The sequence below is a fragment of the Streptococcus suis S735 genome, from assembly GCF_000294495.1.
Taxonomy (GTDB): domain Bacteria; phylum Bacillota; class Bacilli; order Lactobacillales; family Streptococcaceae; genus Streptococcus; species Streptococcus suis.
Genome location: NC_018526.1, coordinates 680584 through 692296, shown reverse-complemented (window position 1 = coordinate 692296; position 11713 = coordinate 680584). Strand labels below are relative to the sequence as shown.

At 40.4% G+C, this 11713-nt stretch carries 11 protein-coding genes; 1 reads left to right on the top strand and 10 read right to left on the bottom strand.

Features of this window, described 5'->3' with window-relative positions; translation table 11 throughout:
- Window positions 1-41 precede the first annotated feature (41 nt).
- The 10 genes from YYK_RS03430 to YYK_RS03385 all read right to left on the bottom strand — a co-directional run bounded on the left by YYK_RS03430 (window position 42) and on the right by YYK_RS03385 (window position 10662).
- Window positions 42-1118: an aspartate-semialdehyde dehydrogenase gene (locus YYK_RS03430; RefSeq protein ID WP_011922250.1), complete on the bottom strand. Its 1077-nt coding sequence runs from the start codon at window positions 1116-1118 to the stop codon at window positions 42-44.
- 168 nt (window positions 1119-1286) lie between these two features.
- Window positions 1287-2381 (bottom strand): glycerol dehydrogenase, encoded by a 1095-nt coding sequence (locus YYK_RS03425; RefSeq protein ID WP_011922787.1) that lies wholly within the window; start codon window positions 2379-2381, stop codon window positions 1287-1289.
- A gap of 120 nt (window positions 2382-2501) precedes the next feature.
- Window positions 2502-3458 (bottom strand): dehydroquinate synthase/iron-containing alcohol dehydrogenase family protein, encoded by a 957-nt coding sequence (locus tag YYK_RS03420; protein WP_011922248.1) that lies wholly within the window; start codon window positions 3456-3458, stop codon window positions 2502-2504.
- Between the two features lie 31 nt (window positions 3459-3489).
- Complete coding sequence (locus YYK_RS03415) at window positions 3490-4158, bottom strand: fructose-6-phosphate aldolase (RefSeq protein ID WP_011922247.1); 669 nt, start codon at window positions 4156-4158, stop codon at window positions 3490-3492.
- Between the two features lie 14 nt (window positions 4159-4172).
- A complete protein-coding gene (locus YYK_RS03410; RefSeq protein WP_011922246.1) occupies window positions 4173-6617 on the bottom strand; it encodes a glycyl radical protein in 2445 nt (814 codons plus the stop codon).
- Window positions 6618-6768: 151 nt separating this feature from the next.
- Entirely contained in the window at window positions 6769-8070 is a 1302-nt protein-coding gene (locus YYK_RS03405) for a PTS sugar transporter subunit IIC (RefSeq protein WP_002935431.1), read from the bottom strand.
- Between the two features lie 12 nt (window positions 8071-8082).
- Window positions 8083-8388 (bottom strand): PTS sugar transporter subunit IIB, encoded by a 306-nt coding sequence (locus tag YYK_RS03400; RefSeq protein ID WP_011922242.1) that lies wholly within the window; start codon window positions 8386-8388, stop codon window positions 8083-8085.
- A 32-nt stretch (window positions 8389-8420) separates the two neighbouring features.
- Window positions 8421-8744, bottom strand: a complete 324-nt coding sequence (locus YYK_RS03395; protein WP_011922241.1) for a PTS lactose/cellobiose transporter subunit IIA — start codon at window positions 8742-8744, stop codon at window positions 8421-8423.
- A 187-nt stretch (window positions 8745-8931) separates the two neighbouring features.
- Window positions 8932-9906 (bottom strand): sugar-binding transcriptional regulator, encoded by a 975-nt coding sequence (locus tag YYK_RS03390; protein WP_011922785.1) that lies wholly within the window; start codon window positions 9904-9906, stop codon window positions 8932-8934.
- A 12-nt stretch (window positions 9907-9918) separates the two neighbouring features.
- Window positions 9919-10662 (bottom strand): DeoR/GlpR family DNA-binding transcription regulator, encoded by a 744-nt coding sequence (locus tag YYK_RS03385; RefSeq protein ID WP_011922238.1) that lies wholly within the window; start codon window positions 10660-10662, stop codon window positions 9919-9921.
- A gap of 131 nt (window positions 10663-10793) precedes the next feature.
- On the opposite strand from YYK_RS03385, the gene YYK_RS03380 reads away from it, so the two are divergent.
- Window positions 10794-11570, top strand: coding sequence for a glycyl-radical enzyme activating protein (locus YYK_RS03380; protein ID WP_002935416.1), 777 nt, complete (start codon window positions 10794-10796; stop codon window positions 11568-11570).
- Window positions 11571-11713 lie beyond the last annotated feature (143 nt).

Genomic DNA, 11713 nt, shown 5'->3' with positions numbered 1-11713 from the left:
AAGGCTGAGTGCAGCCTTTTGTGTACTTTTGGTTAATAAAATTATTTCAATTCAAACTTCAATTCTGCCGTTGGACGAACTAGACCACGCTCATGAAGGGTTTCAGCGATTTGAACAGAGTTCCATGCAGCGCCTTTGAGCAAGTTGTCAGAAACAACCCACATGTGAATACCGTTTTCCTTGTCCAAATCTTTACGGATGCGACCAACAAAAGTATCGCGACTACCAACAGCATTAATGGCTTGCGGATAAATTTGATTAGCCACATCGTCTTCTAAAACAGCCCCTGGGAAGGATGCAATAGCTGCCTTCACTTCATCAATCGGTGCAATTTCCTTAGTTTCAATGTAAACAGATTCAGAGTGAGCTGACAAGACTGGAATACGGACGCAGGTTGCAGAAACGGCAATGCTGTCATCTTCCATGATTTTCTTAGTCTCTTTTGTCATCTTCATCTCTTCGTATGTGTAGTCATTTTCAGTGAAGAGGTCGATTTGCGGAATAGCATTGAACCCGATTGGATAGTGCTTCTTATCGCCACCAGAAGGAAGAATATTCGCTTCTACCGCTTTGGGTTCCACGCCATCATTCAAGACAGAACGAAGCTGAGCTTGTGTTTCCAAGATAGCTCCCATACCTGCTCCAGAGACTGCCTGATAGGTGGATACGATGATCCGCTCCAAGCCCCATTTCTGACGAACAGGCTCCAAGGCAACCATCATTTGAATGGTTGAGCAGTTTGGACAAGCAATGATACCATTGTGGGCATCAAGCGCGTGAGCATTTACCTCAGGAACAACCAGAGGAACATCTGGATTTTGACGGAAGTAAGAGGTATTGTCAACTACTACAGCTCCTGCTTTTACAGCGTAAGGAGCGTACTTGGCAGATGTAGAGCCACCAGCTGAGAAGAGGGCAATATCCACTCCTTCAAAGGCTGTTTCTGTTGTTTCTTCAATGACAATATCCTGCCCCTTAAACTGCAAGGTCTTACCTGCTGAACGGGCAGAAGCAAGGAAACGCACTTTCTCGATTGGAAGTGTTGACTCTTCCAACATTTTAATCATTTGGGCACCAACTGCACCAGTGGCACCAACAACAGCTACTACATAGGCCATAGAAATCTCCTTTAAGTCAATTCTTCAAAATTTTCTAAATATTTTATATTTAACAATTATATCATAATTTTTTCAAATGAAAAGCCCTGAGAAAGAATTTCCCAAGGCAATTACTTCGAACCTCTATTCACCAGTTTAGATGGACATGCTCAACTGTGAATGCTCTTCTTATTTATCTAATGAGCGAACATAGTAGTCAACTGCCATCAGAGCTTCTGCAACGTCTTCTGCTGAAATAGCAAATGGCATACCGTGAATTGTTTCTCCTTCAATCGTCGCTTGTTGGCCGACTTTCAATAGTTCTTCATAACTAGCATCAGCCAAATGTAACTCCTCCAAAGTTGTTGGAAGATTCAAGGCTTGATAGAAACGGATGTATTTTTCCAATTCTTCTTTAGGACGGTTTTCCAAAAAGAGCTGGGTCAAGGTCCCATAAGCCACTTTTTCACCATGTGTCAAATGGTGAATGTCTCCCTCCAAGGCGGTGAATCCATTGTGTATCGCATGCGCCGCAGCCAAACCTGCACTTTCAAAGCCTAAACCACTTAGCAAGGTATTGGCTTCAACAATATTCTCTAAAGCAGCTGTCACAACCTTGGCTTCACAGCTGGCCATGGCTTGAAGTCCGTATTCAAAGAGTGTTTGTTCACAGGTTTGTGCAATAGCGATACCAGCAAGTGTCTGACCTCCTCCTGCCATTGTTGTTCCATTGCTTTGTAAAATAGCACGCGCTTCCACCCACGTCGCCAAGCCATCCGCAATACCAGAAGCCAAAAGACGTGGCGGTGCTTGACAAATAATCGCTGTATCTACCAAGACAAGATCTGGATTTTTCTTATAGAAAATATAGCGTTCAAACGCCCCTTCTTCAGAATAAATGACAGATAAAGCAGAGGTCGGAGCATCTGTTGAAGCAATAGTTGGAGCAATGACAACTGGCACTCCTAGTAAATCAGCAATCGCCTTGGCTGAGTCAATCGTCTTGCCACCACCTAGACCGATTACGACGTCACTAGCCTGTTCTTTTCCGATTTCTACGACGCGCTGGATTTCCTTGTCAGATGCTTCTCCATTAAAGGCAACACGATGGACTTGCATCCCTTCTTCAACGAGATAGGACAAAAACTTCTCACCGATAATCCCATATACTAAATCATCACAAAGAATCAAAGGCTTTGTTCCCAATTTTCCGATAGCTTCTGCACCTTGGAAAAGGACATGTTTACCTTGAATATAGCGAGATGGACTTGCAAATACTTTCATAAGAATTCCTCCTTGAAATAATAGATAGTGTTATATTGAGTAATAAACGACAGTGAGCATTGCCGAAAGTAAGAGGTATGAGCCTGCATTTTAAATATTGCCATTGTACAGCGATGCCTACTAACAACGTGTCGAGCCATCTTCTCCCATCTCTAGTGCAATTTCCTTGAAAACTGCCTCCAGCGACAATAGATTGCTAGAGTTGGCAGACAAAAGCAACTGTTGACTCCACTTCAGTCTGGCTTGAAATTCTTCTGATTCCTGTGTCAAATAGGTCAGAAGCAAGTAGAGGACAACATTTCGTTTCAATGGCTCATCCACCAAATCCTCTCTTCTTTCGCTGAGCTTTGATTCTATTTGTTGAATCACGTCCCAAGCATCACTAGGCAGGTCTAATGTTACACAAGTAGAAAGAACTTCTAAGACATCTTGTACTTCTTTTGATAATATCCGAGCTTCAAAATTCTCTATAGCTTGAAGACTACTTCTTAATAAAACGCTTTCAAAATCTCTGATAAGAATATCATCTATCAAGCTGAATAGATGATTTCTTTGTACTTCTTTTATGGCTGCTAGATAAAGAAGAGTATTGACCACTCCATTTATCAACTCCGAGGTAGGTTGTGTCAATAATTGCTCCCTATCCGCTATAATTAGCTGGATGGACTCATTAAACAATGGTCGCTCTCTTTTCTTATTTTCCACCGATACCCAAGGTAGAGTGGTAAACTGTGAAGTCGGTATAAGAACAGCTGGCAAGTCTAGTAAATCTGCAACAGCCTTTGTACAAGCTGCCACAGAACTATTACCAATGCCAATAATATGGTCTGCACGATGTCGGAAACCAACTTCCCCATATTCTTCAACCGAGTTCTGGTCCCACTCCTCCATATAGGCTATTTTAACAATAAGTCCATGACAAGTTAAAACTTTCACAAAACTTTCTACAGTTGTATTATACTCCTGTTTTGCACATAAAACAAGGGGACGATGACCTATTTTCAAAATGTCAATCGCACAAGTGTCTAAAAGATGATTTCCTTGGATAGTGCGTGAAAGACCTGAGAATTGTTTCATAGTGCCCCCCTATTTTATAATATAGAAATGTTTAGATAGTATACCTTCCATGAATGGCAGACCAATCATCTGCAAAATCATTTACCGCCTTTTCAATGGATGGCATAGAAAAGGCTGCTTCAAATATATCTGCACCTGCCGTAATAGCCTGCGCCCCATTTGCAAATGCTTGGTTCACTTGATCCACATTTTTGAATGATGCTGCTAAAATTTTACTTTCCGAACACTCCCTATCAATCGCTTCTGATAACTGAGCGATGACCGCATTCGAATCAATATTCAGATTGGCCATGCGATTGTAGTACGGCGCTAAGTAATCTGCACCCGCTTCAATAGCTAACAAGCCCTGAAAAACGGTATAAATCGCTGTTGCTGTAATCTGATAACCTTGCGCTTTCAATGTTTTCATAGCAGCCAAACCAGCAGGCGTTACCGGAACCTTAATATAGATATTTTCCGGTGCCAATTCACGAATTTTTTTAGCGTCTGCCAAAATCCCTTCATAATCCTTTGCCACAACTTGCACATGTAGTGAAGCATTTGGACCGATGATGTCACGGATAAGGTGCAAACGTTCAAAAAAGTCAATGTCACCTTCTTTCCTCGCAATCGTTGGGTTTGAGGTCACCCCCGCAAGGGGTAAAACCTCAGCCCATTTTCGTATTTCCTCTATATTTAAGGTGTCCAGCATGAATTCCATAATAATAACCTCTTTTACAATGTATGTTCTGTACGACCAATGATGTCGTCTTGTGTTGCTCTCGACAATACATTGAAGAATGCTGAATAACCTGCTACACGGACAATCAAATCACGGTGTTTTTCAGGATGTAGTTGTGCATCAATCAAGGTTTCTCGAGAGACAACATTGTACTGAATATGATAGCCATGCAAGCGGTTAAAGAATGTCCGCAAGAGGGCAATTAATTTTTGTTTGTCTTCTTCTTTGGCAAGTGTTTGTGGATTGACCTTCTGATTGAGCAGAACGCCTCCAACAATTTCATGTGTTGGTAATTTGGCAACTGATTTCAAAACGGATGTCGGTCCATTTTTATCCATATTATGTGATGGAGAACAACCTTCTGCCAACGGTGTTCCTGCATTGCGACCGTCTGGAGTTGCCAAAGTACCACGCCCCTGTCCAACGTTGGCTGAAATGGATGATGTACCTGAATAGCGGATACCACCAATCGGACCACGACCAAAGCGAGTGTTTGGATATTTGGCAATCTCATTGATATAAATATCATATGCTGCTGTTACCAATTGGTCTGCATAATCATCATCGTTACCATATTTTGGTGCATCTTCAATCAACATTTCCTGGATTTCTTTACCACGCTCCCCAGCATAGTCTGTTTCCAAAGCATGCCATAATTCTTCTGGAGTCAATCGTCCTTCTTCAAAGACTAATTTTTTGATTGCTGCTAGAGAATCAGATAAATTGGCAATGCCAACCTGCAGACCAGAAATGTAATCGTAAATCGCTCCACCTTCTTTCAGGTGCTTACCACGACCGATACAGTCATCTGTCAGAGCTGAGCAGAGAATGTCTGGTACTTCTCTTTCTAAAGCAATGTCAATTGCATTTTCAACGATGACACTCATCCGTGTTAGATGACGAAGTGTCTTTTCCCATGCCGTTTCAAGCACTTCAAAGGATTTCATATCTTTGAAGTGACCAAAGGCTGGTGCAAACCGTTTGCCTGATGCAGGATCGATACCATCATTCATGGTAATCAATAAAACTTTCGGGAAGTTCATATAGCTCATACCTGTACAACGGTATCCCCATTTACCAGGAACAGCCGTTTCTACACAGCCAATCGCACTGTAGTCATAGGCATCTTCTTCCAAGACACCTTTCTCGATAAAGGAGGGAATGATAATTTCATCGTTGTTAAAGGCAGGCATACCAAAACCAAGTTTCATGACTTCAATACATTCATTCATGAAGCGAGCATCTAGGCCTGCATGATAGCGAACAGTCAAGTTTGGCTGTGGCAGGTGTGTTTGGGCAACAGATTTCAATACTAAGTAAGAAAGTGGATTGACAGCATCCTTCTTATCACGTGTTTGTCCACCAATGGTTACATTTTGGTATAGTGGACTACCAGCAGATGAGAAGGTATGTGATTGACTACGAACCTTGTTGATAGTAATGGTCTTAATCCACAAGTTAGTTAAGCGTTCGACGATGCTGTCTTCCGTTTCACGTCCTGCTTCTAAATCAGCTTTCACATACGGATACATGTATTGGTCGAAACGTCCATAGGATAGAGAATGTCCATTGGACTCGATTTGCAAGATACACTGGATAAACCAGACCGATTGCACTGCCTCTGCAAATGTTTCAGCAGGTTCATACGGCACCTTCGCACAAATCCGTGCAATCTCCAGTAGTTCTTGACGGCGTTGAGCTGTTGGTGCTTTCTCTGCCAATTCAGTAGCCAAGGCGACAAAACGATCTGCGTATGCTTTCACCGCATCAATGATGATAAAGATTGAGTCATAGAAATGATATTTATCAATACTTGCAGGATCCGTCAAATCGAGATTAGCCTTTGCTACACGAACTCGCTCCTCAAAACCACGCAAACCTTGTTCCAATACCTTTTGGTAATTGACAGCCAAGTGGGCATCGCCAGAGTTCATCTTACCTTCCATACCAAAGAAGCCAGTTTCCATATAAACTTGAACTTCTTCTGGAAGCAAGACACCTGCACGTGAACGAAGATTATTCTTTTCCCAGAATGGAGCGATGCTGCGCAACTGCTCTTTAGTTTCCTCGGTAATATAGAAGACATCCCCATCCCGTTTTTCGAATAAATCCAATTCATTCAATACAAACTCCAAGGTATATTCTGGGAAGATGGGAGCATCTTTATTTGAAGAAGCTTGGTTACCTGCAATCAGACTTTCTTCTTCAATATAAAGCGTCATGTTCTCCAATATTTCCTTGAGCATATAGGCCCTTTTTAATACATTGGGCTTCTCTCTATGTTCTTGATAGGCTTTTGTTGCTAAAACAGCCCGTTCCGCGTCAATATAGGGCTTCTTATCAAGGACATCTTCTCTGTATTTGTTCATCCGATCAGTCAGACTTCCAAAATACTCAGTTTTAATGCTAGTGCCAGCTACTTCAGTCACTGTTTTCATAGTTTTACCCTTTCTTTCGAAACTTAATTTTGTTTCGTTTGTAAATTAAGTATATCCTGTAATAGGGGTTATTGTCAATTGATGCTAGTGAGCGCTAAGATTTCCGAAGCCGGCTGCACATTTGTGCAACTCTTTTGTCTGACATCATTGACTAAACTGGTTCTTTCGTTTCACTTTCATAGGCAATCTTATCTTGGATTTTGAAGAATGGGAAATAAACAATAGTTGAGACAGCTAAAATAATGATTTGAACAACTGCACCTTGCCAACCACCCACCATAAAACCAGAAATGATTGCTGGGGTAGACCATGGTAGGGTCACACCTGAAAATGGTTGCATAAAGCCTATTGAGATTGCACCGTAGACAATGAAAGCCGCTAAGATCGGTACCAAAACAAATGGTAAGAACATTACAGGATTCATCACAATTGGAAAACCAAAGACGACTGGTTCATTTACGTTAAAGAGTGCAGGAAAGGCCGCTACCTTACCAAGAGCCTTATATTGTTTTGATTTAGCGGCAAATAGCATTGCAAAAACAATACCGAAGGTAATACCTGAACCTGACATAATCAAGAAACTATCTAAGAATTGTTGGGTCACGATGTGGGCGCCATTTTCCAGAGACAATTTATCTGCTGCTAAAAGGGCCTTATTGGCATCGAGGTTTGACAATAGTAAAGCAGTAACGACACCATTGACAACTGACTGGCCATGTACACCAAACCACCAGAGGAAGGAAATGAAGAAAGCAATTCCAATCGCACCTGGTAATGAACCAGTCAAACCTTGTAGTGGCACTTGAATCACATCGTAAATCATTTCAATGAATGTACCACCGTTTGTCGCCATCTTGGAAACAATATAGACAATCATAGATAGCAAAAAGATGACAAAAGCTGGAATCATAGCTTCAAACTGCTTGGCAATAGCTTGCGGTACTTGTTCAGGCATCTTGATAACAATATGACGCTGAATAAAAGTCGTATAGATAGCGCCCACTACCAAACCAATAATAATCGCACCGATAATTCCTTGACCACCAAACCATACTTTTGCGATGGCATCACCGATTGGTTCTCCATCAACTGGAATATAAGATGATTTCAAGAGGATAAAGAATGAAGACAAGGACAGTACACCCGCAGGGAGAGGCTCAACTCCACTATTTTTGGCATAAGAATAGCCGATCGCAAAACAAGAAATCAAGCCCATAATCGCAAAGGTTCCGCTATAGACTTGCATAAACGGTTCAGTCCATTCCGCTCCAAATATAGAAGCTATTGCGGCATTTAAGCCTTCAAAAGGCAACTGCCCCAAAATTAAGAAAATACTACCAACTACTGTTAAAGGTAAGATAGCCAACATACCATCTTTTAGAGCGATGATCCCTTTCATATTCACAAATTTCATGATTGGGACAATAATTTTTTGTGTATCAATTTTGGACATGACCATACTCCTTTATGAAACCATGCTGAGTGCCAATTGAAGAACTTTTTTCCCGTCCAACATCCCGTAGTCTGCCATTGGAATCACGGCAATAGGGACTTGCTTTTCATCACAGAGCGCTTTTGACTTATCAAGCGTATATGCTACTTGTGGTCCCAGTAAAGCTACATCGATTTCGTCAAGGTAATCTGCAAGTTTCCCTTGGGAATGCGCGTCGATTTCTACTTCGACACCTGCGTCTGCTGCTGCAATCTTCATGTTGTTTACCAACATGCCTGTAGAAAAACCAGCGGCACAAAATAGAGCGATTTTAACCATTTCGGTTTCCTCCTAAATATAATTTTTTTGTTTTAGCCAACTTTTTTTAGTTCTTTCCGCAAATCAATGATTTCTTTAATCAAATTGATCTCTGTAATAGACGTCATCAAATGATCTTGCGAATGGACAAATAGTGCTGTAATATCAGATTTTGCTCCACCAGCTTCCTGTGCTAAGAATTTTGTCTGCATATTGTGAGCTTCTAATAATGCTGCATCTGCCAATTCTAATTCCTCTTCTGCTCGCTCTTCTTCACCTGCTTTGACAAGCGACAAAGCTTGGTAGGCGTGACTTTTCGCATCTCCAGCATAAATAATCAATCCCATGATCAATTGATCTGCAACAATCATTTCCATTTCTTTTTCCTCCGATTTGTTTTATTTGTAAGTTATTATATTTCTTTCGTAAGTAAATCATATCATTTTCTCTTTATAGCGTAAATATATTTATAGAACATTTTCTGTTTTAATTTATTTCTGCACTTTTGTGCATTTTTTGGGATAAAAAATACTTCAACCACCTTTAAGTGATTGAAGTACTCTCTTACAAATTTGTATGGACATGCACATCATTATCCAGTTCTAAAACTTTTACGATGGTTCGTTCATCTGTTACCAGATGATGAATGTAGCCAGCTCGCAATACAGCTAAAATGGCTTGAGCCTTTTCCTCCCCATATGCAAGAGCTATTGTATCTGGGACTTCTTTTAAATCATCTAAAGAGATGGCAATGGTCCTCTTTTGCAAATCCTCCACGACAGCTTGACCGTATTGATTCAGACCACGACAGCAGGTTTCACCGACTGCACCTTCATCTGACAAGGCTTGAAAATCAGCCGTCGTCAACATATCTAACCATTGACGATTTTTTTCATCGACTCGACCGCCAATACCTATTGCTGCTACATCTAAGTCCTTCCAGTCAGCACGTAGCTCCTCGAAATATTTAGAAGAAAGAATACCTTGAGCAAGTTCTTGATTCTCCTGGATAATCGTCGCATTGATAAAACTACATTCTCCACGAAATTTATTGGCCATATCGTAAATCAGAGTATTCACATGATAACGTGCGTGGATATGACTTGGACCGCCAGCTATTGGAACAAATTTGACACCTTTCATACGATGATTCCCTATCTTATCTACAATAAGACTGAGGCTTCTCCCCCATGAAAAACCAACTTTCTTTCCATCATCAATTAGATTGGTAAGCATATCGGCTGCAGCCTGTGCCAGACGATTTTCTAAATCAAGCTGGTCCTCATCGGTGCTGTTTTCAACCAGTTCTAAACCTTTTAATCCATATTTTTCTTGAACATATTTTTCTAGTCGATATAGGCGCCTATCAAAATCTTGAATTTCTATTTTTACAATGCCTTCTGACTTAGCCTTGGTCAACATTCTACTGACTGTCGTTCTATAAATTCCTGTATCAGCAGCAATCTCAGCTTGGCTTTTCCCCTCTTCGTAGTAAAGATAGGCTATTTTTGCCAACTGCCTTCTTTTTTCTTGCTTCATACTGCCCCCAACCTAAACTAGCCTTACTGTGACTCTAGCATTTTCTAATTCCTTGACAAGATCTTCAGAAATCGACGTATCTGTAATGACCTGAGCAACTTGACTTAAACCAAATCTGCGTACTGTCCCTCGTTTTGTAAATTTACTAGAATCTGTTAGCACAATCATGTTTTCAGCAACGTCAGACATGTACTGTACTACTTCGCTTCGCATTAAGTTTTTACCTGTAAAACCATGCTCGCTATCATAGCCGTCAGTTCCTACAAAAGCCTTATCAACATGGAAAAACTGAATCATTTTATGCAAGAGCGGCCCAACAGTTACTTGGGAATCTTTTTGAAACTCACCACCCAATAAAATAATCTGACAGCTATCATATTGTCGCACATAATTGGCTATAAAATAAGAATTTGTTATGATGGTCACATTTCTCTTGGTTTTGCAAATTTCTTCTGCCAAGAGAGCACAAGTTGACCCAGACTCTATCATAATCGTTTCATTGTCGGCAATGAGATTTGCTGCTTCTTTTGCAATTCGTTTTTTTACATCATAGCGAAAGGACATCCGAATATTAAGGTCATCACCACTATTTAGAACAGCATACCCATGTTCTCTACGTAATAAACCTTTTGATTCTAACTTATCTAAATCTTTACGGATGGTTACCTTAGAAACGTCCAGTTGCTCCGCCAAGCTATTGACATCTATTTTTTCATGTTGTGATACCAGTTGTATAATTTTATCTAATCGTTCCATTTCATCACCTCATCATTATTCTATCAAATTTTGACTCTTTTTCAACTATTTGCAACTTTTTAACTTACGTTCGTAATTGTAAAACTTTCTTTTGTGTGATAAAATCAAATTAATCGAAAAGGAGAAAGAGCATGAATACACGAAAAGGCATTATTTTTAACATTCAACATTTTTCGCTCCATGACGGTCCTGGTATACGTACGACGGTTTTCTTGAAAGGTTGCCCCCTACGTTGTCCTTGGTGTGCAAATCCAGAATCTCAAAAACGAAAACCTGAACCCATGCTTGATGCTGTTAGTAAAAAAATGACCATCATGGGAGAAGAAAAATCTGTTGATGACATCATATCCGAAGTCATGAAAGATATTGATTTTTATGAAGAATCAGGTGGTGGGCTCACGCTGTCTGGCGGAGAAATTTTTGCCCAATATGAGTTTGCGAAAGCTATTCTTATGGAGGCAAAAAGACACGGCCTTCATACCGCTATTGAAACCACCGCTTTCGTAGAACACCACAAATTTGTTGACCTTATCCAATACGTTGACTTTATCTATACTGATTTAAAACATTACAATACAATTTCTCATAGAAAAGTCACCGGCGTCAATAATAACCTTATCATACAAAATATCCAATACGCCTTTTCCATCGGGAAAGAAATCGTCCTACGTATCCCTGTTATCCCTGACTTTAATAATTCCCTCGAAGATGCTGAACAATTCGCCTGTCTCTTTAATCAACTCAAGATTGACAAAGTTCAACTACTCCCCTTCCATCAATTTGGAGAAAATAAGTATAAGCTTCTCAATCGAACCTATGCTATGACCGATGTCAAGGCTCTCCATCCAGAAGATTTAAAAGACTATCAAGCAATCTTCATCAAACATAATATCAACTGTTATTTCTAACTTTGAGAAATATAAAAACTTCCTCGGCTGAGCCAATAGCATTCCTATAGAAATCACATACTGAAATGGGAGTGGGAAAGACATCGACTAAGTCAAAAAAGGTTCGTCAACAATTTTTCGTTTTAAGTTGTTGAGCTGAAACA